We start from the raw sequence: 24,838 nt of genomic DNA, 5'->3' as shown, positions 1-24,838 counted from the left end.
GCAGGAGGAAGCGAAGTGTGCCGGATTGTTTAAAAGTGGAGGAGAACATGGGTACAGGAATTTCACGCCGTACATTCATGGCTGGCGCTGGTCTTGCGACAGGTATGGGGATTTTATTGCCTAGAGGGGCTGCATGGGCGCAATCGGCAAAATTGCCATCCAGCCCGGTCGGAATCAATGTGATTGACGCGGCAGGTAATCTCGCGCTGACACAGCCGATATTTGATAATTTTGCTGCTGAAAATAAGAACCTGGTTTCCCGCTTTACATTCAACAAAGCGCCGGCGCCGGAGTTGCCCGGCAAAATCAAAGCACAGCAGCGCGCCAATCGTGTAGATATTGATCTTGTGATCATCGGTCCTGATGCACTTTCAGCTGGCCTTGCCGATGACATCTGGACTGACATTATTGCCCTTCCTGATAACGGTCTGCCAAATTTGCAGGACGTCTATATGGAGCCAGCATGGCGCATGCAGGAAATGTCGCAAGGCAAAGGCGTTGTGGTTTCCTATTATCCATCGGGGCCTCTGCTTGAATATCACCCCGATAAGGTTAAGACGCCGCCTAAGACTGCGGAAGAGCTGCTTGAATGGACCAAACAAAATCCGAATAAGTTCATTTATGCCCGCCCTGCAAATTCTGGTCCAGGTCGTACGTTCCTGATGGGGCTGCCGTACCTTCTGGGCGATAGTGATCCAAAAGATCCAGTGAATGGCTGGGACAAAACATGGGCCTATCTCAAGGAACTGCACAAGAATATTGAATATTACCCTGCCGGCACCGGCGCTTTGATGAAAGAGCTGGGCGAAGGCACACGCGACATGACTGTCACCACCACGGGTTGGGACATCAATCCGCGTGCGCTGGGTGTGGTTCCAAAGGAAATGGCTGTAAGTAAACTCGACGGTTTCCATTGGGTGGCGGATGCGCATTATTTTGCCATTCCGAAAGGCGTGCCGGAAGAGAAAGTCGCGGTTCTGATGGAGTTTATCAAGTTCGCGCTCAAGCCGGATCAGCAGGCTTATTCTTATGATGCGGGTTATTTCTATCCGGGACCTGCGGTAAAAGATGTGACTATCGATATGGCTCCACAGGCAAGTCAGGACGTAATCACCGAATTTGGCCGTCCTGAATATGCTGACTGGATTACCAACAATCCTATCGAAATGCCGCTTGAGCCGGCAGCGCTGGTCGCAGCTTTCCGCCGTTGGGACGAGGAAGTCGCGTCTCAGTAGGTCTCTAGTGTGGCGTCTGTAACGGGCATCAGATTGCGCCGTTACAGGCAGCCCATGATCACCAATCAACTTATGGTGCTTGCGTCAATGTCATTTCAAGAATTGCGGCTTGACCGCATGAGCCGGTCATTCGGAAATTTTGCTGCGCTGAGTGAGATTAATCTCACCATCAGGAAGGGAGAATTTATTGCTCTTCTTGGTCCTTCGGGTTGCGGAAAGTCGACCGCACTTAATTGCATCGCCGGTTTGTTGGGCACCACCGGCGGTGGCATTTATGTCGATGACAGGCGTGTGGATCAGTTGAAGCCGGAAGATCGCGGTTTTGGTATGGTCTTCCAGAACTATGCGCTGTTTCCGCATATGACTGTGCTTCAGAATGTCGGCTTTGGCTTGAAAATGCGCGGCGTTTCAAAAAGTGAAATCGAACAGCGCTCCCGTGCGGCCTTAACGCTTGTGCGTTTGCAGGGACAGGAAGATAAACTGCCGGGACAGCTTTCCGGTGGACAGCAACAGCGTGTCGCTATCGCACGCGCGATTGTGATTGAGCCACCTGTCGTGCTGATGGATGAACCGCTCTCCAATCTTGATGCAAAACTGCGGCTCGAAATGCGCGCCGAAATCAGACGCATTCATAACCAGCTCAACTCAACGACGATCTATGTGACTCATGATCAGGATGAGGCTTTGTCATTGGCCGACCGTATTGTAGTTTTGCGGGACGGTGAAATCCGACAGGTCGGAACACCGCACGAGCTTTACGAGAAGCCGCTTTATCGCGATGTCGCGGCTTTTATGGGCTTCCGCAATGCACTGCATGGACAGGTGCTGCGTATCGATGGTGATCAGGCAACGATTTTGGTCGCAGGCCGAGAGTTAAACGGGCGTGCGATGGACATGCTTGCACCGGGCAGTGATGCGGTTTTGATGGCGCGTGGCGACGATGTTGTTTCGGGTCAGAAGGGCAACAATACCATTGAAGCGATTGTCGAGACGATCGAATATCGCGGACGTGAATATGTCGGGATAGCGCGTACCGACAATGCCATGGAAATGGTCTTTCATGGCCCGCAAGAAGTCGATCCGGGCGCAAAAATCACGCTAAGTATCGATGCGGAAAATGCTCTTGTCTTTGCCGGAGGAGCTTAAGCCATGGCGGACGAACGGTTTTCCAATGCGGCTCTGGCACCGGGATGGCGTCAGCGGCTTGCCAATCGCGGAATTGACGGCGTTACGTTGCTAATTCTTCCGGCTCTATTATTTGTAATCAGCGTTTTCATCTATCCGTTTCTTTATGGTCTCGTTCTCTCGTTCAATCCGCTAGATGGTGGTGGAATGCTTGCGAATTATCGTAAGTTCTTTTCCGATCCGTTTCTTTATAAAACCATCGGTGCAACCCTTTGGCTGGCGATCCCGGTCACCGTGATCAGTGTGCTGCTGGCGGTTCCCATCGCCATGCGTGTTCGTCTGATGCACAAGCAGCGTCTTTTAACGACAATATTGGTACTGCCTGTGACGCTAGGCACAGTTCTGATTGCTGAAGGTTTGCTGAACTATCTCGGTCCCCAGGGGTGGTTCAGCCGCAGTCTGATTGCGATTGGCTTTATCGATAATCCATTAAAGCTCACCAATAACTACTGGGGTGTGTTTGCGTCGCTTGTGATCACGGTGTTTCCGTTCACTTTCCTGCTGACGCTGTCTTACGTGACCGGGATAGATCCCGCACTGGAACGTGCCGCTGCGACACATGGTGCCGGAAGCTGGCAACGCTTTCGTTTCGTTATGCTGCCGCTGCTGGTTCCTGGACTTGTCGTAGCCTCATGTCTGACATTTGTGCAGGCGTTTGCTGTGTTTCCATCAGCGGTGTTGCTTGGCGCGCCATCAGGGCCGACGCGTGTCATTTCCATTGCCGCAGCGCAGGCAGCTTTTGAGCAGTATGATGACTCCATGGCCTCCTCTATCGCCATGATAATGGCAGTGGTTCAGCTTCTGGTTGTCGGTGCTCTGCTTGGTGTGCGCTCGTTATTTTACCGCGGTTCGACCGCTGGCGGGAAAGGCTAAACCATGATCCGCGATACATCTGCACTTTCCAAACTTTGGATCACTGTTGTTTGGCTTGTCACCGGCTTCTTCGTTCTCAATGTATTGGCCGTCATAACCGCGGTCGTAGTTTCAAGTTTTGGAACGCGATGGCTTGGCACATGGTTGCCGGATGCGTTTACGACACGCTGGTATGCGGCTGCTTGGGCAGAGTTCCAGCTTGATCAGGTCCTTCTTGTTACCTTTCAGGTTGTGTTTGCCGTTGTCATTTTGTCAGGCTTTCTAGGTGTTACTGCAGCCTATGCTATGGCACGCCGCGACTTTCCCGGTAAAAAGCTGGTACTGCTGATCTTCCTGCTGCCATTGTTGGTGCCACCAATCACTTTCGGTATTCCGCTGGCAACCGTGCTCTACAAGTTTGGTGTTGGTGGTACTTTCTGGGGCGTTGTTCTCGCCAATCTGGTTCCCACCGTGCCTTTTGTTATTCTGGTCATGGTGCCATTCATTGAGCAGATTGATCCCAAAATTGAAGCAGCGGCGCGCGTGTTTGGTGCGGGTACGTTCAAACTGTTTTTGTATGTGCTGTTGCCAATGCTGACACCTGGTATACTGGCTGCAATGCTGCTTGTGCTGGTGCGCACGGTCGCCATGTTTGAGTTGACCTTCCTGACTGCCGGACCAACATCGCAAACCCTTGTGGTCGCGCTCTATTATTCAGTCTTTGCGGCTGGTGTCCGTTCTGTACAATCCATCGATGCAATGGCGGTGATTTACATGATCACGTCGTTGATCTGGCTGATTTTGGCACTGCGTTTCGTCAATCCGACACAGATCGTTGCCCGCAGCCGTCAATCCTCAGCGCATTGATCGATCATATTATTTGGAGTGCATGATGAAAATTACTGCGATCGAAACGGTGCAGCTTCCACATCTCAATAATATCCTTTGGGTTCAGATTCATACGGATGAAGGGATCATTGGTCTGGGAGAAACGTTTCGCGGAGCTAATGCTGTGGCGGCTTATATTCATAGTGATATTGCACCGCAGCTTATTGGCCAGAACCCGCTGGAAATTGATCGTATATCGAAGCTTCTGCTGGAGCCTTATGTCGGTTTTCGTTCGTCTGGCGTCGAAATTCGCGCGGCTTCCGCAATCGATATTGCGCTGTGGGATATTTTCGGAAAGCTGACTGGCCAGCCGATCCACCAGTTGCTGGGCGGGCTCTCACGCCAGTCTATCCGTACTTACAATACCTGCGCTGGTTACACCTATAACAAGAGTGGTGCGCGCCGCTATATTGGCGATCAGGATAAGGCGCAGGAAGGTCCCTATGAGGACCAGCTTGCCTTCCATCGTGATGCAGGGGCGCTGGCTGAAAGCCTTCTGTCAGAAGGTATAACTGCAATGAAAATCTGGCCGTTCGATCCTTTTGCGGTCGCAAATGGCGGTAATTTCATTCATGCCACTGACCTTGATAAGGCGCTGCTGCCGTTTCGCCAGATCCGCGATGCGGTTGGCGATAAAATGGAAATCATGGTTGAGTTTCATTCTATGTGGGATTTGACCTCTGCACTTGCCATAGCAAGAGAACTCAAGCCATTTCGTCCTTTTTGGTCGGAAGATCCGATCAAAATGACAAATCCACAGTCGCTGGCCGTTTACGCGGAGCGCTCAGGCATTCCTGTCTGTGCCAGCGAGACAATGGCAACTCGGTCCCAATATCTTGATGTGTTGCGGGCTGAAGCATCCGATTATGTGATGCTTGATATTTCATGGTGTGGGGGGCTTTCGGAAGCTAAAAAAATCGCCACTATGGCCGAAGCTTTTCAGCGGCCGATTGCGCCGCATGATTGCACTGGACCCGTGGTCTTTGCAGCCTCCATTCATTTGTCGCTTAATGCCCCCAATGCCATTTATCAGGAGTCGGTGAGGGCTTATTACACCTCGTGGTATCGTGATCTTGTTACTGTCATGCCGCGAATTGAAAATGGCATAATTTACCCGTTTGAGGGTGCAGGGCTGGGATTGGAGCTTTCGGATTTTGTGCTCAAACACCCTGATGTCATTCGTCGAAGCACTGGGGCGCAGTGATGGGTCCATTTAAATGCATAGCGGATTTACGCGGGCAGCTGATGGAAAGTCCTGTTTGGGATGATCGTCGGAAAACGCTGTTTACCTGCGATATTAATGGGCGCAAAATCTATGAGATTGATCTTGAAAAAGGTCCGTTGCGCGAATGGGCGTTTGAAACAGAAGTGCCATGTGTGGGGCTTGCCGAAAGTGGTAAGTTGGTTGTCGCACTGGCGCGCGAAGTGATCCTCTTCAACCCTGAAACAGGAGAGCGCCAAGCTCTCTGGAGCGGTTATACTGAGCCGGAAACCTCGCGCCTCAATGATGGCAAGGTCGCACCTGATGGCGCGTTCTGGATCGGCAGTATGGATGCTCGTCCTGAACGCGAGGCAATTTCCAACCTCTATCGTGTCACCGCCGATGGCCACACGCAGATAAAAGCGGAAGGCTTTGAAATATCCAACGGACTGGCATGGTCTGCCGAAGGAAAAACCATGTTTCATACAGATTCACGCGGTCCATGGATTGATCGCTACGACTTTGATGCATCTACGGGCGATATTTCGGCTCGCAAGCGCATCCGTGTTCTGGACGAGCAGACTGGCAGGCCGGATGGTGGCGCATGTGACATTGAAGGCCATTATTGGAGCGCTGGTGTTTCAGCCGGGGTGCTCAACCGTTTCGACCGTGACGGCGCTTTGCTTGAGAGCGTTGCAGTGCCAGTTCCTTCGCCGACAATGCCATGTTTTTGTGGGCCGGATTTAACCTTGATCGCTGTGACATCGCATCGCCTTGGTGGTTCAGACAGTCCGCAATCGGGTGGTGTACATCTTGCAAAATCTCATGTTGCGGGCGCAAAAATTGCACGCATGAAGGGAGTGTGAAGCGATGAAACATATTCTTCTCACGGGCGCCTCTGGAAATCTTGGTCGAATGCTGGCTCCAAAACTGGTAAATGCAGGCTATCGGTTGCGCCTATCGGACATTGAGCTTTTCCCGGATGAATTGCCACATGGTACTGAATTTATTCAGGCTGATCTGAGCAATGCAGAAGCGGTGGCAGACCTTGTTGATGGCACTGATGCTGTGCTGCACTTTGGTGGTATCAGTGTTGAGAAATCTTATGACCTGATCGCTCAGGCTAATCTTCTGGGTGTCACACATATATTTGAGGCTGCCCGCCCTGCGCGGCAGCGCGTTGTATTTGCGAGTTCCAATCATACGATTGGATTTTATACTCGCAACGAGTTGTTGAATGCTGACGCGGCTTTTCGTCCGGATGGATATTATGGTCTCTCCAAAGCCTATGGCGAGATGCTTGGGCGCATGATGTTCGACAAGCACGGTATTGAGAGCGTGCATCTGCGTATCGGCTCGTGTTTGCCAAAACCGGCCGAAGCCCGGCATCTGGCGACATGGCTGTCGCATGATGATCTGGTTCGGTTATTGATTGCGGCGGTCGAAGCACCACGCACCGGCGTTGCAACGGTCTGGGGCATTTCCGCCAATCGTGATCGCTGGTGGGAAAATGATGATGCTGCGCTGATTGGCTATTTACCGCAGGATGATGCATCGCGATTTGGCGTATTGGCTGAAACCGGCGATCCAGTATCCCGTCGCTTTCAGGGTGGAACTTTCACTGCGCATGATTATTCCCGCACGGATTAACGCTTATGGTGATTGAACTGGCTGCTTATGATTATCGCCTGAAAGTGGACCCAAGGCATGGTGCGACCATACTCTCGGCGGAATGGCAGCATCCTGATGGCGATCAAATGCCGCTCTTGCTGTCGCTTGATCAGCCTGAGGCAGGATTGAAAGCTGGCTGCTTTGTCATGGCACCTTTTGCCAATCGTGTTGATGGCGGAAAATTCGTGCTCAATGACCGGCCAATACAGTTGCCGGTCAATGCACCGGACGAAGCTATGGCAATTCATGGCTTTTCGCGAGACAGGCAATGGCAATGCACATCGGTACGCGATGATCGGGTCCTGATGACGGATATGGTTGCTGGAAGCCAGCATCCTTACAGTTACCACCTTGAACAGCAAATCTCGATTTTACCCCAGGGTATTCGGGTATCGCTTTTTATTCGCAATGAAAGTCTGCTGCGACTGCCATTCGGCCTTGGACTTCACCCATGGTTTGAAAAGACACCGGGTGCAACGCTGGAGTTTTCATCTGGTGGCGCGCCACGGCCTGACACACGTGGACTGCCGGAGGGGAGTGCTGTTTTGATGGCAGGATTTGAACCGGGTTGTCCGACGCGACTTAGTGTTCTGCCATTTATCAACAGCTGTTTTTCAGGCTGGAACAGCCGTGAGGCTCTGATCAAATGGCCGGAAAGATCTACAGCGCTCATGTTGAGAGCGGAAGGTGCATTGAAACACCTTCATGTCTTTAATCCTCAGGACCGGGCAGTTTTTTGCGCTGAACCCGTCAGTCATTTGCCGGATGCCGTAAACCGGCCCGCACTTGGTAAAGATGCCGGCATGACCATTCTAAGCCCCGGAGAAAGCCTTACCGGTGGCGCTTTTTTCTCTGCCTTCGCTCTTCAAAACAGCACGGTGGAGCCTCTTTCGGGAAGGACATAATATGAGCAGGAAGATATATAGCGATCTGCGTTCAGCACGCTGGATGTTGCCCGACGATCAACGTTCGTCCGGTCATCGCTCCCGAACGATGCAGATGGGCTACGATCCTGTCGATTGGGAAGGCAAGCCGATTATTGCCATCATCAATACATGGTCGGATGCTCAGCCGTGTCATGCGCATTTTAAAGACAGGGTAGAATGGGTCAAACGAGGCATTCTTCAGGCGGGGGGCTTTCCGCTTGAGCTTCCGGCACTCTCCTTGTCTGAGAGCTATGTAAAGCCGACCACTATGCTTTACCGAAACATGCTTGCGATGGAGACTGAGGAGCTTTTGCGTTCGCATCCGGTGGACGGTGCGGTGCTTATGGGGGGCTGCGACAAGACAACGCCTGCTCTTATCATGGGCGCAACAAGCGCTGGGCTTCCATTCATTTTTCTACCCGCAGGGCCGATGCTGCGCGGCAACTACGCGGGTAAATTTCTTGGTTCCGGTACGGATATGTTCAAGTTCTGGGACGAGCGGCGTGCAGGTACGATAGGCAAAGAGGAGTGGCAGGGTATAGAGGGCGGAATTGCTCGCAGCTATGGCCATTGTATGACCATGGGCACGGCTTCTACCATGACGATTATCGCTGAAACCATGGGGCTGACATTGCCCGGTGCGTCGTCCATTCCCGCACCTGACGCCAATCACCAACGTATGTCCACACAATGTGGTCGCCGTATAGTTGAAATGGTATGGGAAGATCTCACGCCTGATCAGATTATCACACCAGCGGCCGTCAAAAATTCGGTGATCGTTGCCATGGCGACGGGATGTTCGACCAATGCGATTATTCATCTGATTGCTATGGCGCGTCGTGCCGGTGTTCCGCTTGAACTCGACGATCTTGACCGTATTGGGCGCTCCACGCCGGTCATTGCCAATATCCGGCCATCGGGTTCCAGTTATTTGATGGAGGACTTTTACTATGCGGGTGGTATCCGTGCGCTTGTTAAGCAACTTGCGGATAAGCTGGATACGTCTGCAATCACTGTGACGGGAAAGCCGATCACAGATGGTCTGGAAAATGTTCAGGTTTTCAACGATGATGTCATCCGGCCTTTGTCCAATCCGGTTTACCATGAAGGTTCACTTGCCGTGCTTAAAGGTAATCTGTGCCCTGATGGTGCTGTGATCAAACCTGCTGCCTGTGATCCTAAATATCATAGGCATACTGGTCCGGCACTGATCGCAGACAGCTATCCTGAACTCAAAAAAATCATTGATGATCCAGATTATCCGCTCACACCTGAAACCGTGCTCGTATTGCGCAATGCTGGTCCGCAGGGTGGTCCGGGCATGCCGGAATGGGGTATGATTCCGATGCCCAAAGCACTTCTTAAACTTGGTTTGCGGGATATGGTACGGATTTCCGATGCGCGTATGTCTGGAACCAGTTTTGGTGCCTGTGTCTTGCATGTTGCGCCTGAATCCTTTGTTGGCGGTCCGTTAGCCTTGCTTAAAACTGGCGACATGGTTGAGCTCGATATTCCGGCACGCAGTCTCAACATGCTTGTGCCTGAAGATGAATTAGGTGCCCGCCGCGCTGCGTGGATCGCACCGGAGCCCAAATATGAGCGTGGCTATGGCTTTGTATTTTCCAAACATGTCGAGCAGGCCGATAAGGGCTGTGACTTTGATTTTCTTAAAACTGAATTTGGTCGTCCGGTTGACGAGCCAGTGATCTATTAAGGATGCCCTGTGATGGACTACATTCTCTCAGAAGAAACCCGTTCTAAACTCAAAAAAGTCTCGACTGCATCTGTTGCTACCGCTCTTTATAAGCGCGGGCTGCGCAATCAGTTTATTCAAGGGGCGGTGCAGGTCGCACGCAAGCCGGAAAATATGGTGGGACAAGCCTTCACGCTGCGCTATATTCCAGCTCGTGAAGACCGCAATCCGATTACTGTTTTCCGCAATCCGGATCACAAGCAACGCGTGGCAATAGAGACCTGTCCGCCTGGATGCGTATTGGTTATGGATGCGCGAAAGGATGCGCGTGCAGCCACTGCCGGCTCCATTCTGGTAACGCGTCTGGCCCTACGCGGTGCGGCGGGAATTGTGTCTGATGGCGGCTTTCGGGATGTCACTGGCATTGGCGAACTTAAAATGCCTGCTTATTGCGCCAAAGCATCCGCGCCAACAAATCTGACCCTACACGAGGCGATCGACATTAATGTGCCGATTTCCTGTGGCGATGCTGCGGTGTTTCCCGGTGACGTTCTCGTTGGTGATGCGGACGGAGTGATGGTTATACCGGCGCATTTAACGGAAGAGATTGCAGATGAATGCGCAGGAATGGAGGTGTTTGAAGATTTTGTTCTGGAAGAAGTGATAAAAGGAGCGGCCATCATTGGTCTTTACCCTTGCACCGACGAGACAATTGCTAAGAAGTTTGACGACTGGCGACGACACAACAAACGCTGACGTTTGAAAGGAGATGTACTGCTGAACACGACTTTAATTCTGATCATATCCCGTTAACGCCTCGAACAATAACGTTAACGGCAGATTTATTCTGTTTCACAGACTTGTATCAAGTTTCGGCGTCATGACCTCGAACATAGGCAGTGAGGCCGCACCAAGTGCCGCAGTAAATTGGCCTGTTTGCCCGCGAAGTACACGGGGTATGGTTCGTGCACTTCTGTTCGCAACGGATATAGGCAGTTCACCCATCTGCGAGATAAGCGCATCAATAACAGGATCTGGCAGCATTCCTCCGAGAATCACGGTCTCGGGGTCCAGTATATTTTCAATAATTGCAATCATTTGAGCGAGATGTTTGGCAGCATCGCTTAACCATTCAAGGATCAATGGATTTTTTTTGCGTAGCAGTTCTTCGAGCGTTTCAGAACTGACATCAATCAGTCCGGCCTTCGCCAAAGTTTCTTTTAGAGCATGTGCTGACGAGTAGGTTTCGAGGCATCCATGCTGGCCGCAGGAACACAGCCTTCCATCCGGCACAATGGAAATATGCCCTATTTCACCAGCATTACCAAAAGCGCCCCGAAAAGGTGCGCCGTCCTGTATCATGCCAAGGCCGATACCAGCTCCAAAATAGATCATTGCGAAGTTTGAAATTGCTCGACCCGCACCAAAAAGCCGCTCACCCACTGCCGCAGCATTTGCATCATTTTCAACGAGAACAGGTTCATCAAACGCTGAACTTAAAACTGCCGCAGCATCGATGCCTGCCCAGCCGGGTAGCGTCGTAGGGCCGACTGACGTCATACCTTCGATGCCAAAAGGGCCAGGCATCACGACCCCTATACCAAGAAGCCGTGCATCAAATTCGGATTTGATCTTGTCGATTTCGATTCGGAGTTGTGAACAAAGTGCAGTTGGTCGCGTGTCGCGTACCAATTGTATCTGCTGCTTGCGCGGGACACCAGAGAGATCAAGGACTGTCGTCACGATATGAGATGAACCCATTTCGATTCCGATTGTGATTGCCCCGGAAGGATTGACGGCAAACTGGATTGGCGGTTGGCCGCGACCAGTCTTTAATCTGCCAAGCTGCATCAGAAGATTTTCTGCGACCAGTTCATCAACAATATTGGCGATAGCCTGAGCTGTCAGATGCGTCAAACGAGCGATGTGCATGCGTCCGACGGGACCATGACGGCGTACAACATCCAACACAACGCGACGGTTATGGTCCCGGATTCGTTCAGGATTTTTCCCCAAAGTGATGGGGTGCGTGTCGGGATGCGCTATGGTTGGTGAGTCCGCCGCTTTCGATTTCATGCCGCCTCCGAATTGCCTTGGATCTAGATAACCCGCACGACTTTTAACAGCAATATATTAATTCAACTAAATTATCTTATTGACAAATGGGTTGCAAAATAGAAGCCTAAGCGAGGGCAAAAATTGTCTTGTCGGTACTTGAAAGGCTTTTGCCGAACATGCCGGCGGTGAGGATGCGTCACGAAAAGTGAAGCAATGGTGGAACCGGCAGGTCGATGACCTGCCCATACCTTGTTCGGGCACCAGAGGGTCTGAGCAACGGGGAGGTCGAAAGCAAATGGGTAAATTGCTACTTGCTGGTCTTGTGGCCGGTCTGAGTTCAATCGCAATCAATGCTGCACAGGCAGTTGAAATCGAATATTGGCAATATGTTTTTGAATCACGTGTTAAGACGATGGACACGCTGATCGAGAATTTCGAGAAAGCCAATCCTGATATCAAAGTCAAGCAGGTTACATTTCCTTATGACGATTATCAGACCCGCGTGATCGCGGCGAAAATGGCTGGTAAAAGCCCAGATGTGATGCAGCTTTTCTACGGTTGGCTGGATAAATTTGCTGCTGGTGGCATTTTGCAGCCATTGCCACAGGATGCATTCCCGCACGACAAGATCGAGAGCGAGTTTTTCCCGATTGTTGGTGCGATGAAGCGTGATGGTGAATATTACGGTTTACCGACAGCTGTGCGCTCGCTGGCGCTGTTCTACAACAAGAAGCTGTTTGAAGAAGCTGGTCTTGATCCGAACAATCCGCCGAAAAACCTTGAAGAATTGCTCGAATATGCACAGAAAACCACCAAACGTGATGGTTCAGGCAATCTTTTGAGCGAAGGTATCACGCTGGATATGCCAGGTCAGGACCTGCATTGGTATCGTGAAGTGCTGGTGCGTCAGTTCGGTGGCCAGCCTTACAGCGATGATTACACCAAGGTTGCCTATAATGACGAAGCCGGTGAAAAGGCTTTGCAGTTCTACACTGACTTGCAGACCAAATATAAGGTCGGTGAAGTTAAGTTCATGGACGAAGGTCATGCCGCATTCCGCGCCGGTAAAGCCGCGATGACTGTTGACGGCACTTTCCGTCTTGCCGCTTTCAGAACCATTGAAGGTTTTGACTGGGGTGTGACCGAACTGCCAGCGAATGGTGATGGTGTTCGCTCGAACTATGCCAGCTATTTTGCCAATGGCATCAGTGCATCGACCAAGGGCGAAAAACTTGTCGCTGCTTCCAAGTTCCTGAATTACATTTCTTCTCCGGAAGCAATGGAAATCTGGCTTAAAGGCGTTGGCGAGTTGCCTGCACGCCGCTCGGCAGCTTTGACAGAGACCAATCTGGCAGATCCGATTTATGGGCCATTCCTCAAAGGTTTGGAATACGCGCATACAACGATGTTCAAGGATGAGCTGAAACAGCGCCAGATCATCGTTGATATGTCCAATCGCGTAATTCTGCAAAACCAGCCGGTTAAGGATTCCATCGCGGAAGCTGCCAAAGCAGAACAGGCACTTTTGGACGCTGCGAAGTAAAACTGATCGGGTAGGGCGGTTTGTGAAAGCCGCCCGCTCTGAACTTTAGCAACGCAAGAATTGTTGACCAGTTTTATTCGGCTGTTTGGTTTTGAACCCTGACAGTCTGACTATTTCCTCTCATGGCTACCATGCCTTGCAGCGGCGTCACTTCGCCGAAGGATTTTGACAATGACAATGACGGCTGAACCCGATCATACAGCGCGCAGGCCGTTTGGTTCGCGTCTGACAGATCGCCTGTCGATGAAAACCAGACGTTTGATGTGGGTGTGGAGCTTTTTGGCTCTGCCAATCCTGTTCTATAGCGTTATCCGCTTTTATCCGACGATTGAAGCATTCTGGTTGTCTTTCACAGACTGGGATCTGATGAGCCCGCCCCAGTTTATCGGGATCGGCAATTATGAGAAACTATTTGCCGATCCGGAATTCTGGAAAGTGTTCAAAAACACTTTCATCTATCTGTTGGTTGGCACACCGATCAGCCTGCTCATCGCATTTGTCATTGCTTATTATCTGGATCGTGTCCGGATCATGCATGGCTTTATTCGTGCGCTCTATTTCCTGCCTTATCTGACGACTGCGGCAGCTATGGCATGGGTATGGCGATGGTTCTATCAGCCGGCACCCATCGGCTTTATCAATAATATTCTGAGTTCAATGGGGCTGCCGCAACAAGGCTTTCTGCGGTCAGTGGATCAGGGGCTTTATGCCATTATGGCAACCTCGATCTGGGCGGGCCTTGGTTTTCAGATTATCATATTTATGGCGGGCCTACGCGCGGTGCCAAATACATTCTATGAAGCCGCACGCATTGACGGCCTCGGTGAATGGGCGATCTTACGCAAGATCACTATTCCGCTGCTGAAACCGACCACTGTGTTTCTGGTAGTGTTCTCTTCCATTGGTTTCCTGCGTATTTTCGATCAGGTCTATAACATGACCACCAATGATCCGGGCGGGCCGCTGGGGTCTACAAAACCGCTGGTGCTGATGATTTATCAGACAGCATTTTCCTCCTATGCAATGGGCTATGCGGCTGCGCAAACCATTATTCTCTTCATCATTCTGCTTTGCGTATCGCTGTTGCAGCTCTGGATTCTGAGGGAAAAGAAATGACCGCGACTGCACAAATAAAATCACTGCCGTTTCAGCATTTGAAGCCCGGCCGCATTATCACATGGACATTGCTGTTTATCGGCGGTCTGATCATGATCACACCACTGGCATTCATGTTTTCAACTTCTTTGAAAACCGCCAGTCAGGTCTATGATCTGCGTCTTATACCGGCGGCACCGACTTTACAGAATTATATCACAATTCTTGCTGACGGACGCTTTCTGCGTTGGTTCATGAATTCGATGATTGTTGCTGTTGTGGTGACCTTATCGAACGTGTTTTTCGACAGTCTTGTCGGCTACACACTCGCCAAGTTCCAGTTTCGTGGTCGTTATTTCATCTTCATCGCGATCCTCTCAACATTGATGATCCCAACGGAAATGCTGGTTATTCCGTGGTATCTGATGTCGAGCAAACTGGGCTGGCTCGACAGCTATTGGGGCATCATGTTCCCGGGTATGATGACCGCTTTTGGTACCTTCCTCATGAAGCAATTCTTTGAAGGCGTACCGAATGACTTCCTTGAAGCCGCACGTGTTGATGGCCTCAACGAGTTCCAGATCTGGTGGAAAATTGCCATGCCACTGGTCACGCCTGCCTTGTCGGCGCTGGCGATCTTTACCTTCCTCGGTAACTGGACAGCGTTCTTCTGGCCACTGATCGTTTCTACCAGTCCGGAGCTTTATACGCTGCCGGTGGGACTATCGAGCTTTGCGGTTGAACAATCGATCCAGTGGGAAATGATCATGACTGGCGCAGCTATTGCCACATTGCCTACACTTCTCGTTTTCATGCTGCTTCAGCGCTACATCGTACGCGGTGTTATGCTAGCAGGTCTGAAAGGTTGAACCATGCCTGATCTCGACCCAAAACTATCCGACAAAAGCGTTTTTCCAAATCCGGTTTATAAAGAAACCGTTCTGCGTCCGCTGTTTGATGGTGCCAAGACACATCACGTCGATGGTTTCCGTTGCATTGACCGCGCTCATCTGGTGATGCTTGTTGAAACCGGCATCCTTGAGCACGAACAGGCGGCACAGATTGCTGGTGCATTGCAAGCGATTGATCGTGAGATCAATCCGGCTGAGTTGTCTTATACCGGTGAGGTTGAAGACTTTTTCTTTCTCATAGAGAAGGAACTCAAAGCCCGTATCGGTGCTGATGTTGCAGGGCGATTGCATACTGCACGTTCGCGCAATGATATTGATCACACGCTGTTTAAACTCGGTTTGAAAAAGCACATTGACGTGCTGTTGGAAAAATCACGGCATTTGCTCGACGTGCTGATTGCAGCGGCTGATCGTGAACAGGCGACATTGATTGTGGCCTATACCCATGGCCAGCCTGCACAGCCAACGACATTCGGCCATTATCTGGCAGCAGCAACAGAGGTGCTGATCCGTGATATTGAGCGAATTGAAGCTGCGCGTGCCATTGTCAACCAGTCGCCAATGGGGGCAGCAGCCATCACCACCTCAGGTTTTCCGATTGATCGCCAACGCGTCGCGGAACTGTTGGGTTTTGCTGCCCCTTTACACAATTCTTATAGCTGCATTGCTGCAGTGGATTATGTCACCTCAACCTATTCGGCGCTGGAATTGATGTTCATACATCTTGGACGCCTCATTCAGGACTTCCAGTTCTGGACGAGTTTTGAAGTCGGCCAGATTTATGTGCCAAATGCATTTGTGCAGATTTCTTCAATCATGCCACAAAAGCGCAATCCGGTACCGATTGAGCATATGCGCCATCTATCGACCCAGACTATGGGGCGTGCCCGCACCGTGCTGGATGTGATGCATAATACGCCTTTCACCGACATGAATGACAGTGAAGGTGAAACCCAGCAAATGGGCTACGAAGCCTTTGCCTCTGCCGGTCGTGTCCTTGATCTGCTGGCAGCGTTCATTGAGGCTATCCGCATTGATCCATTGCGCGTTGCGGAAAATATCCGCCGCTCTTGCATTACCATTACCGAACTGGCGGATTCACTGGTGCGTATTGAAGGCCTGTCTTTCCGGCAAGCGCATGAGATCGCAGCCAAAGTTGCTCGTGCGGTGGTCGCCCAAGGTGGCGGATTGGAAAAAGATGGCTTTACGCCGTTCCTGACGGCCTTCCATGAGGCAACGGGACGCGATCCATCTTTCGATCAGGTCAAATTTGAAGAACTGGTTTCGCCACAGCATTTTGTTGCCGTGCGAGACCGTTTGGGCGGCCCGGCACCAAAGCCAATGGGTGAAGCCCTGGCGCATTACCGTGCTGTCGCGCAGGGCTTTACTGACCAAGCCTCAAAACATGCAGCGGTCGAGGCAAAATCTGATCGCGAACTTAATGAAAAATTCAGCGCACTTGCGGAGACACGTTAATGGCAACCATTGAACTTGAAAAACTTGTCAAACGTTACGGCAAAGTCGAAGCGGTTCGCGCAATTGATCTGCAAATTGCCGATGGTGAATTTGTCGTATTCGTCGGCCCTTCTGGCTGCGGTAAATCGACAACTTTGCGCATGATTGCTGGTCTCGAAGATATTTCCGGTGGCAAGCTGAAAATTGGTGGCGAAGTCGTCAATGAGCGTGACCCAAAGCAGCGTAATATTGCAATGGTATTCCAGAACTACGCAATTTACCCACATATGAGTGTGCGCCAGAATATCGGTTTTGGTCTTTATACGTCCAAGCTTTCGAAAGCTGAAAAAGCCAGGCGGATTGAAGAGGTGGGGTCATCCCTGGGGCTGACACCTTATCTTGATCGTCGCCCCGCGGCGCTTTCCGGTGGTCAGCGTCAGCGCGTAGCAATTGGTCGGGCGATGGTACGTAAGCCCTCTGCATTTTTGTTCGACGAGCCACTGTCCAACCTTGATGCGCAGTTGCGTGCGCAGATGCGTATTGAAATCAAGCGTCTGCATCAGAGTCTCAAGACAACTACGGTTTACGTGACCCATGATCAGGTGGAGGCCATGACTATGGCTGACCGAATTGTTGTCATGCGTGATGGTAATATTCTGCAAACTGGCACACCGACCGAGCTGTATGAAAATCCTGTGGATGTTTTCACAGCACGTTTTATCGGTAGTCCGTCGATGAATCTGCTGAAAGGTCGCCGCAAGGGTGATACGGTCGAGTTTGCAGCGGATGGCGATATATTGATCGGTATTCGTCCACATGAGCTGACTGTCGGTGAAACCGGCACTGAAGGTGGTGTGTCGCTGCAGGGTGTAGTGACTGCGGTGGAGCCACTTGGCGCGGAAACTCTCGTACATCTTGATGTGAATGGTGATGTCGTTATTGCAACGGCACCGGGCAAAACCGTGCCTGTTTCCGGCAGTACGCTGCAAGTCTTTGCGCCTGCGGGCAGTCTGTATCTGTTCGATGATAAAACAGAAAAGAGCCTCGGTCGCCTATAATGTCAAAGCAGTTTAAAACCCCCGCAGTCCTGAGTATAGGACGACTTTATTGCGATCTCATTTTCACGGGCCTTGAGGCATTGCCACAGCTGGGGCGTGAGGTATTCGCACGTGATATGAAAATTGTAGCTGGCGGCGGTGCCTTCATTTCCGCCGCCCATTTCGCTCATATTGGCCGCTCGGTTGCGCTGGTCGCGCGGCTCGGTACGGACAGTCTCTCGCAGGGTCTAACGACTGATTTGACTATCGATGGTCTTGATCTGCGCTTTCTGGAAACTTCTGAAAATGCAGGGCCGCAGCTAACGGTCGCTAGTGTTATAGGCAATGATAGGGCGTTTCTTTCGCGCAGAGCAGGGACAGCGCATCCTTCCACACTCGAAGACGCTTTGGCCTGGAAAAATGCAAAGCACTTGCACATTGCAGAATATGCAACACTGCACGAAATTCCTGATCTGATAGCAAAAGCAAAAGCTGCCGGTTTGACGATATCCCTTGATCCAAGCTGGGATGAAACACTTATCTACAGTGATAATTTCCTGAAAAACTGTGTTGGCGTGGATGTTTTTCTCCCAAATAGCGAAGAAGCAGAAGCAATCACCGGCGAGAGTGATCCGAGCAAAGCGCTCGATATCCTATCTGAACACTTTCCGCTGGTTGTCCTGAAGACGGGAGCCGAGGGCGCTTGGGTGCGTTTTGACAAAACCTCAGTTCATTTGCCAGCTCAAAAAGTTGACGTCGTTGATACCACAGGCGCTGGCGACGCTTTTAACGCCGGTTTTATTGATCTTTGGATCGAGGGACGTTGCGCTTTGGATTGTCTGGAAGCTGGCGTCAGACGTGGTAGTCTGGCTGTTCAGGCAGCAGGCGGTGCTTCGATTTTGCAGGGTTAAACCGCGAAAATTATTGGTCTAATGATGAGGTCTTCGATGACTACGATATCCTTTATGCGGCGAGAAACGATAGAAGCGGGATCTGTTGTTTCTCGCGTTTTGAACGAAGAAGCAGCTACAATAGCTGAGATCAAGCGTATTTATGATCAGCTCAAGCCACGCGTTATTACAACGGCTGCGCGGGGATCGTCGGATCATGCAGCTTCTTTTTTTAAGTATCTGTTCGAAATCAGCGTAGGCATACCTGTCGCGTCGATTGGCCCCTCAGTAACTTCTGTCTACAACAGTCGCTTGCAATTGCATGATGGTTTGCATTTTACTGTTTCGCAATCAGGTGCGAGTCCTGACATTGTTGCTTTGCAGAAGGCGGCTAAACAGGGTGGAGCTGTTACTGTAGCAGTGGTCAATGTGATTGATAGCGCATTGGCAAGTCAGGCGGACATCGTTTTAAACCTGCACGCCGGTAAAGAGCAAAGCGTCGCAGCGACCAAATCCTGTATAGCCGGTGCCGTAGCGCTTGCTGCTATTACCGCAGAAATCAGCGGAGATGCTGGGCTGAAACAAGCATTGGCAAAACTCCCGGAAGCTCTGGAGAAGACAACGACTGCGGGAATTGATGGTGATCTTGTTTCCTATCTCGCTGCCGTTGAAAGCATGTATATGGTTGGCCGTGGCACCGGCTTTGCGGTTGCACAAGAAGCCGCGCTCAAAGCCAAAGAAACCTGCGGGTTTCATGCGGAGGCATTTTCCCTTGCAGAAGTAATGCACGGTCCAATCCGGTTGGTACATAGTGATTTTCCCGTGCTCGCATTCCTCCATCAAGATGCAGCCTACGATGCCGGTAAGCAAGCGATAGATCGTCTTATTGGAATGGGGGCAGACGTCATCACAATCGGCGAGAATGCTGGCACAGAAAAGAGCATCAAGATCACGTCTACAGGCAGCGGATTGATCGACCCATTGGTTGGTCTCGGCGCCTATTATCGCCTGATCGAAGAAGTTGCACAGGCTCGTGGATTAAATCCGGATACGCCGATGAACCTTCGCAAAGTCACGCAAACTATATAAATTGAGTATTATATTCTCCGTTCGGTTACCAAGTGCAAATACTGCCAAATCAAGGTCACCGGAAGGGTGTCCATCAAGCAGATCTAAAAGCCGGTTTTAAATTGAAGGAATGATAATAAGGACCGGTATGCTTCATGCAGGTCCCTATTTTCTTTGTTTATTTATCCATTGGTCCGTTTTATAAAATTAAACTGAAAGGCAATTTCGTTCGTATTATATATTGATACGGAAATTATAAGTCATTGTTTTATCTATTATTTTTTGTTTATATATCAAAATATATCTCCAGCGTATCTATGCCATTATTGCTGGTCGTTCGAGCGTGATTGATTTCAATCAAAGGCTTAATATGATCATCTGTTAATATACATAAGGTAGTCTACTGACGGCTGAGGTTTGCTGTTGGTAAAATGTTGAGCGCGATTGAAGCTGGGCTTTCTTGGAGTCGCAGTTGTTTTACATACGCAGCAGGATTATAAACTAACTGGGCGCTGCATATTTCAATCGTTTGGTCCCTACAGTTTCTGTGGGAGCCTGAGCAGGCAAAGTGTGCAATAATGAAACAGCCGATCGATAATGTCGTCGAGACGACGTCGCTTCCCATTGAGGGAGCTAAGGCAACAATACTTGGTAATGATACGTCTCTTTTCGTTACAAAAGAGGTAGAAACGATCCGCAGTAGCCAAAGGCACGGCTGGCAAGAGCTATTTGCTGCGCATACACTCGAGCACCCTCATGAAAGTTCTCATCATTCGGTTCCTTTCTTTTGGTTGAGTATGGGTCTAAGCGATACGCAAGTGCATAGGAGCATTTCAGGGCAAGAAGAGCTTGCGGTGCTACCTGCTTATTCTATCAGCATTGCAGAGCCACTCACTCCGGTTGATTGCGTTATCGGCAATGAAACAGAGGCCGTACACGTCTTTTTGAGGCCTGAGCTGTTGCACGAAGTCGCATATGAGCTGTTTGAAACTGGTCCCGATAGGCTTTCACTTTCGCCGGTATTTGGCGAAAAAAGCGCCAGCTTGAGCTGGCTTTTGCGCTCGATCAAGCAATCCCTGAACGAGCCTTATCATCTTTCTCAACTTAAAATCGACTACATGTCTCGTGCGCTTTGTGCAGATTTGCTGGCCAAATATTCCGTCACATCAACGGTTGCAATCAGGTCTGAGCGGCTGAGTGGGCTGACCTCCAGGCAAATGCGCAGGGTTGATGAATATATTATCGAACACCTCGGTCACGATATACATATCAGTGAGCTCGCTTCTCTGTGTGCTATGGGGCGCACGACGTTCCATCAGCGTTTCAAAACGACAATGCATATGACGCCCTACCAATATGTTATGCGGTTACGCGTTAGCAAAGCTAAGGAAATGCTTGGCACTTCAAACTTGCCGCTTGCCGAGATTGGCTTCGCCTGTGGTTTTTCTGATCAGGCACACTTCGCGACGCTATTTAAACGTTTAGCTGGGTCCACGCCTGCCTCGTTCAGGCGTGCTGCGGCATAACTTATTGCATGTACTACGTTTTTCGCAAGGCGCATGGATAACACTCGTTACATATTATTGTACTTTTTTAAAAATGTATGAAGTTTTATGCAATTATTTTTGTTGATTCAATCATAAAAGTGCATGGAATTTAAAGCAAATACCCACCTGATGGTAGCTTGATATGTGGAGTGAATATTAGACTTAATCTCTATGATGGAGATTAAGTCTAATTTTTGTTCTATTTATTTTAATAGAAATGGTTTGATTCCTAACTTTTTCTACAGAGTTATTTAGGGTGGCCTTGGGTAAGGATTTTCTTCCATGTCGCCTCAGAAACACCAAAATCAATTCACTGCTATCGGCCGCCACCATTTGACTTGTATGCTCAGTGTTTCTGTAATCGTTCTTGCGGCGACGGCAACTCCAGTAATTGCACAACAGATCCGAGTTACTGCAGGTCAAGAGCGTATTATCGAGAATTCGGATGCGCATGCGCATGCGCATACGACTTCCGCGAACGGTCAACTGGATGCACCGGCCGTCTGGGTTACAAATGGTACTTTGAACATAACAAATTCGGACATCGATCTTGTGAGTGAAGGTCGCGCTGCGGAAGCATTGCGCGTTGAAAGCTATCGCTCCTCTGCTCCGAGTACTGTCAGAATCGTCGGTGAAGAAGGTAAGGCAGCGCGCCTCGTTGCAACTGGCGCAGCTGGTAACGTAGTTAATATCTACGGTGATGGGTCGTCTGTTTATTTGGAAAATGTAGAGATTATCGGTAGCGGAACCGGTCGACGCGGTATTCTCACTATGGATGAGAGCCATTTGTCATTGATTGGCAGCCGTGTCGTGGCGGACGAAGTTGGTATTTCGATGCAGGGTAAATATGGATCGACTTCGGCATCTATATTTGTTGACGATACCAGGATCACAACCACAGCGGGTGCCGGCATTTCAGCGATGAGTGGTACGCTCACCGCAAATAATTTTGATATCCGCACTGGCTGGAACGCTGCTACCAATGCGCCGACAACAAGTCGTGGTGCTTATGGCATTGATGCCAATACAAATAGCGATACAACTCTTTCCATCGGTCGTATTGAGACTTGGGGCGATTATAATAATGGGATTTTTGCAGCCAACAACACGAGCGATACGAGCAAGGTAAAGTTGCGTGCGGATGGGGTGGACATCGTCACTCATGGAACGAACGCCACTGGGATTGAAAATATAAATGTACGTTCAGTTATCAATGGCGGTAGCATTCTTACTTATGGCCTGGGTGGACATGGTGTCGCTGCTGGCAATGGTGGTGTGAACAGCTGGGCGCCTTCGCATGTCACGATTTCCGGCACTAAAATCACGACCGAAGGTGAAAGCGCCTATGGGTTGGTTGCAACAACGCGGTCGACAATAGATGCCAGTGGGTTGATTATAAAAACCAGCGGTGAAAGTGCCATAGGTGCGCGTAGTCATGGTACAGGGCGGATACTTCTGTCGGGTGGAACATCGATTACGACATCCGGTGATTATGCGCATGGAGCCGCCGTCACATTTGGCTCACATATGGATATTTCTGATACGAGTATCGTTACCACTGGCGAGAATGCTGCTGGCATATATTTGCTTGGCTATAATACGCCGGAGAATGTCACTCCTGTTACAAACCACATCAATAGCGTTGATGTGGCAAATTCAACGGTTCATGTAGCGCAAGGCCCTGCGCTACGCGTGGGTGGCGGAGGTAGCAGCACATTTAACCTCAAGAATACCAGCGTTAGCGGTAAAGGCGATGATGCACTTTTGTTCTCCAGCGCGGATTATATCTATAATGATGGCACCAACATCATTCCTATGCCTGTTGGAACAGCAAGTGTGAATGCGGAAGGCTCCCTGCTTGAAGGTGATATTCTTGTTGCCAGTGGAGCAGTTAATTTCGATCTTCGTGATGGAAGTTTATTGTCAGGGGCTGCGCGCGAAAGCGATACTGGCACTATGCTCGACAAACTGTCGCTAGACAACACAAGTGCCTGGGAAATTACCGGTTCATCCATCATTAACACGCTGGACAGCGCCGGTACAATTTCATTTACTTCACCCAATGAGGATGAATTTAAGACGCTGATAGTGAAAGGCGATTTCACGTCTGACGATAGCCTGTTTGTCCTCAATAGCAAACTCGGAGATGACGTTTCTAAGACGGATCGTCTGATTTTTGAGGGGGCTGTTGACGGTATCAGCCGGGTGAGCGTTAATAATGCCGGTGGTCTTGGCGCACAAACAACAGGCAATGGGATTATGCTTGTCGATGCCAGTCAGGCAAGCAGTGGAGCTTTTGTGCAGCAGGGGCGTATTTCAGCGGGTGCGTATGACTATACGCTTTACGCTGGGGATTCCTCTGGTACGTTTGACGGACAATGGTATCTGCGCTCCACTTATAACCCGACTCCAGATCCAGACCCAGAACCTGATCCAAAGCCCAACCCGGATCCAGATCCAGATCCAAAACCGGAGCCTAAGCCCGATCCAGAGCTTCCGGACTATCGCTCGGAAGTGCCGCTTAGCATGGTCGCTCCTGTTCTTGCTTCCCGGTTTGGTTTAGCTATGCTCGGTACATATCACGATAGGCGGGATACAATTGATCTGAATGCATCAGCCTTCTGGTTCCGCGCGTTTGGTGAACATGGAAATGCTGGCACTGCGTCTGGTAGCACTGAGCAACACCTCGCGGACTTTTATCGTGATGGTGCTTCCTATAGTTACACATTAGGAGGCTTCCAGGCTGGTGGAGATTTGTATCGTGGTGAGCGCGCGAATGGTTCGCTTGATTTTCTGGGATTATTCGTAGGTGTTGGTCGTGCTGAGGCCGACGTTGACCGCGTCTATGGTGGTAAAGCCGGTGACCTGTCGATGAATGGTTATAGCTTCGGTGGTTATTGGACCCATCTTGATCATACTGGCTGGTACACTGACGCTGTCATTCAGGGAACACGTTACGATCAGGTGCATAGCAGTTCGGTCGACAATGTTGGTATGCAAACAGCAGGATGGGGTTTTATCTCCTCTCTCGAAGGCGGATATCGTTATGCACTCAATGATGGGTGGACTGTTGAGCCTCAGGCTCAGCTTATCTACCAGCATGTTTCGCTGGATGATACATCAGATCAGTTTGGCCAGATTTCCTTCGCCAGCAATGACATTGTTTATGGTCGTATTGGCGCAAAAGTTTCTCGCGATTGGAAAGCTGAAGATGGCCGACGCTATTCAGCATGGGCGCGTGTCAATATCTGGCATACTATGGGTGATAAGGCAAAAACGAGTTTTTCTAATCTTGAAGGCAACAATCGCGTGACACTAGGCAGTGACCTTGAGGGAACCAGAGGGCAAGTCGGTTTCGGGTTTTCCGGCCAGTTGACTGAACAGGTTTCTCTGTTTGCCAGTGGTGATTATAGCCGCAACCTTGGTCACAATGGTATCAAAAATGATAGCATCTCTGGTCGGGTTGGCTTCAAGATGAAGTGGTAAATCTCCATTCCTGCATCCGGCAGCGCCCCCCGTCAGGGATGCAGGGGTCGTCTCCTTCGCGGACACCGCGAGGGAGACGTATATTATTTAACTTGTG

Annotated in this window: 20 protein-coding genes; 19 read left to right on the top strand and 1 reads right to left on the bottom strand. The window is 50.4% G+C overall.

Going from position 1 to position 24,838, the window contains the following annotated elements:
* Nucleotides 1-47: 47 nt before the first annotated feature.
* The 10 genes from ACOZHT_RS16645 (at nt 48) to ACOZHT_RS16600 (ending at nt 10,407) form a co-directional block, all read left to right on the top strand.
* Nucleotides 48-1,235, top strand: coding sequence for an extracellular solute-binding protein (locus ACOZHT_RS16645; RefSeq protein WP_421566060.1), 1,188 nt, complete (start codon nt 48-50; stop codon nt 1,233-1,235).
* A 72-nt stretch (nt 1,236-1,307) separates the two neighbouring features.
* Nucleotides 1,308-2,381 (top strand): ABC transporter ATP-binding protein, encoded by a 1,074-nt coding sequence (locus tag ACOZHT_RS16640; RefSeq protein ID WP_421566168.1) that lies wholly within the window; start codon nt 1,308-1,310, stop codon nt 2,379-2,381.
* A 3-nt stretch (nt 2,382-2,384) separates the two neighbouring features.
* Nucleotides 2,385-3,293 (top strand): ABC transporter permease, encoded by a 909-nt coding sequence (locus ACOZHT_RS16635; RefSeq protein ID WP_421566059.1) that lies wholly within the window; start codon nt 2,385-2,387, stop codon nt 3,291-3,293.
* Nucleotides 3,294-3,296: 3 nt separating this feature from the next.
* Complete coding sequence (locus ACOZHT_RS16630; RefSeq protein ID WP_421566058.1) at nt 3,297-4,139, top strand: ABC transporter permease; 843 nt, start codon at nt 3,297-3,299, stop codon at nt 4,137-4,139.
* 25 nt (nt 4,140-4,164) lie between these two features.
* Nucleotides 4,165-5,364 (top strand): mandelate racemase/muconate lactonizing enzyme family protein, encoded by a 1,200-nt coding sequence (locus ACOZHT_RS16625; RefSeq protein WP_339511023.1) that lies wholly within the window; start codon nt 4,165-4,167, stop codon nt 5,362-5,364.
* The gene (locus tag ACOZHT_RS16620) at nt 5,364-6,227 is read left to right on the top strand and encodes an SMP-30/gluconolactonase/LRE family protein (protein WP_421566057.1); all 864 of its coding nucleotides are present in this window, start codon (nt 5,364-5,366) and stop codon (nt 6,225-6,227) included. The genes ACOZHT_RS16625 and ACOZHT_RS16620 overlap by 1 nt, the downstream gene beginning before the upstream one ends.
* A gap of 4 nt (nt 6,228-6,231) precedes the next feature.
* Complete coding sequence (locus tag ACOZHT_RS16615) at nt 6,232-7,011, top strand: NAD-dependent epimerase/dehydratase family protein (RefSeq protein WP_421566056.1); 780 nt, start codon at nt 6,232-6,234, stop codon at nt 7,009-7,011.
* Between the two features lie 5 nt (nt 7,012-7,016).
* Entirely contained in the window at nt 7,017-7,937 is a 921-nt protein-coding gene (locus ACOZHT_RS16610; protein WP_421566055.1) for a hypothetical protein, read from the top strand.
* Between the two features lies 1 nt (nt 7,938).
* Nucleotides 7,939-9,672 carry an L-arabinonate dehydratase gene (araD, locus tag ACOZHT_RS16605; RefSeq protein WP_421566054.1) on the top strand — a complete coding sequence of 578 codons (1,734 nt, stop codon included), beginning with the start codon at nt 7,939-7,941 and terminating at the stop codon, nt 9,670-9,672.
* A gap of 9 nt (nt 9,673-9,681) precedes the next feature.
* Nucleotides 9,682-10,407: a ribonuclease activity regulator RraA gene (locus tag ACOZHT_RS16600; RefSeq protein ID WP_339511033.1), complete on the top strand. Its 726-nt coding sequence runs from the start codon at nt 9,682-9,684 to the stop codon at nt 10,405-10,407.
* 96 nt (nt 10,408-10,503) lie between these two features.
* Here the strand turns inward: ACOZHT_RS16600 and ACOZHT_RS16595 are convergent, their stop codons facing one another.
* Complete coding sequence (locus tag ACOZHT_RS16595) at nt 10,504-11,727, bottom strand: ROK family protein (protein ID WP_339511035.1); 1,224 nt, start codon at nt 11,725-11,727, stop codon at nt 10,504-10,506.
* 277 nt (nt 11,728-12,004) lie between these two features.
* On the opposite strand from ACOZHT_RS16595, the gene ACOZHT_RS16590 reads away from it, so the two are divergent.
* From ACOZHT_RS16590 to ACOZHT_RS16550, 9 genes are all read left to right on the top strand, one after another.
* On the top strand, nt 12,005-13,252 hold the full coding sequence (locus ACOZHT_RS16590; protein WP_421566053.1) for an extracellular solute-binding protein: 1,248 nt from the start codon (nt 12,005-12,007) through the stop codon (nt 13,250-13,252).
* 171 nt (nt 13,253-13,423) lie between these two features.
* The gene (locus ACOZHT_RS16585; RefSeq protein ID WP_404989665.1) at nt 13,424-14,368 is read left to right on the top strand and encodes a carbohydrate ABC transporter permease; all 945 of its coding nucleotides are present in this window, start codon (nt 13,424-13,426) and stop codon (nt 14,366-14,368) included.
* The gene (locus ACOZHT_RS16580; protein ID WP_421566052.1) at nt 14,365-15,216 is read left to right on the top strand and encodes a carbohydrate ABC transporter permease; all 852 of its coding nucleotides are present in this window, start codon (nt 14,365-14,367) and stop codon (nt 15,214-15,216) included. Before ACOZHT_RS16585 ends, ACOZHT_RS16580 begins: the two co-directional genes overlap by 4 nt.
* 3 nt (nt 15,217-15,219) lie before the next feature.
* A complete protein-coding gene (gene argH / locus ACOZHT_RS16575) occupies nt 15,220-16,734 on the top strand; it encodes an argininosuccinate lyase (RefSeq protein ID WP_421566051.1) in 1,515 nt (504 codons plus the stop codon).
* The gene (locus tag ACOZHT_RS16570; RefSeq protein ID WP_421566050.1) at nt 16,734-17,771 is read left to right on the top strand and encodes an ABC transporter ATP-binding protein; all 1,038 of its coding nucleotides are present in this window, start codon (nt 16,734-16,736) and stop codon (nt 17,769-17,771) included. The genes argH and ACOZHT_RS16570 overlap by 1 nt, the downstream gene beginning before the upstream one ends.
* Nucleotides 17,771-18,661, top strand: a complete 891-nt coding sequence (locus ACOZHT_RS16565) for a carbohydrate kinase family protein (RefSeq protein ID WP_421566049.1) — start codon at nt 17,771-17,773, stop codon at nt 18,659-18,661. Before ACOZHT_RS16570 ends, ACOZHT_RS16565 begins: the two co-directional genes overlap by 1 nt.
* 36 nt (nt 18,662-18,697) lie before the next feature.
* Nucleotides 18,698-19,729, top strand: coding sequence for an SIS domain-containing protein (locus ACOZHT_RS16560; RefSeq protein ID WP_421566048.1), 1,032 nt, complete (start codon nt 18,698-18,700; stop codon nt 19,727-19,729).
* Between the two features lie 557 nt (nt 19,730-20,286).
* Complete coding sequence (locus ACOZHT_RS16555) at nt 20,287-21,234, top strand: helix-turn-helix domain-containing protein (protein WP_421566047.1); 948 nt, start codon at nt 20,287-20,289, stop codon at nt 21,232-21,234.
* A gap of 303 nt (nt 21,235-21,537) precedes the next feature.
* On the top strand, nt 21,538-24,741 hold the full coding sequence (locus tag ACOZHT_RS16550; protein WP_421566046.1) for an autotransporter outer membrane beta-barrel domain-containing protein: 3,204 nt from the start codon (nt 21,538-21,540) through the stop codon (nt 24,739-24,741).
* The last annotated feature ends 97 nt before the right edge of the window (nt 24,742-24,838 follow it).

This window comes from Ochrobactrum sp. EDr1-4 (assembly GCF_049199085.1).
GTDB lineage: Bacteria > Pseudomonadota > Alphaproteobacteria > Rhizobiales > Rhizobiaceae > Brucella.
This window is presented reverse-complemented; position numbering and strand designations above follow the sequence as displayed.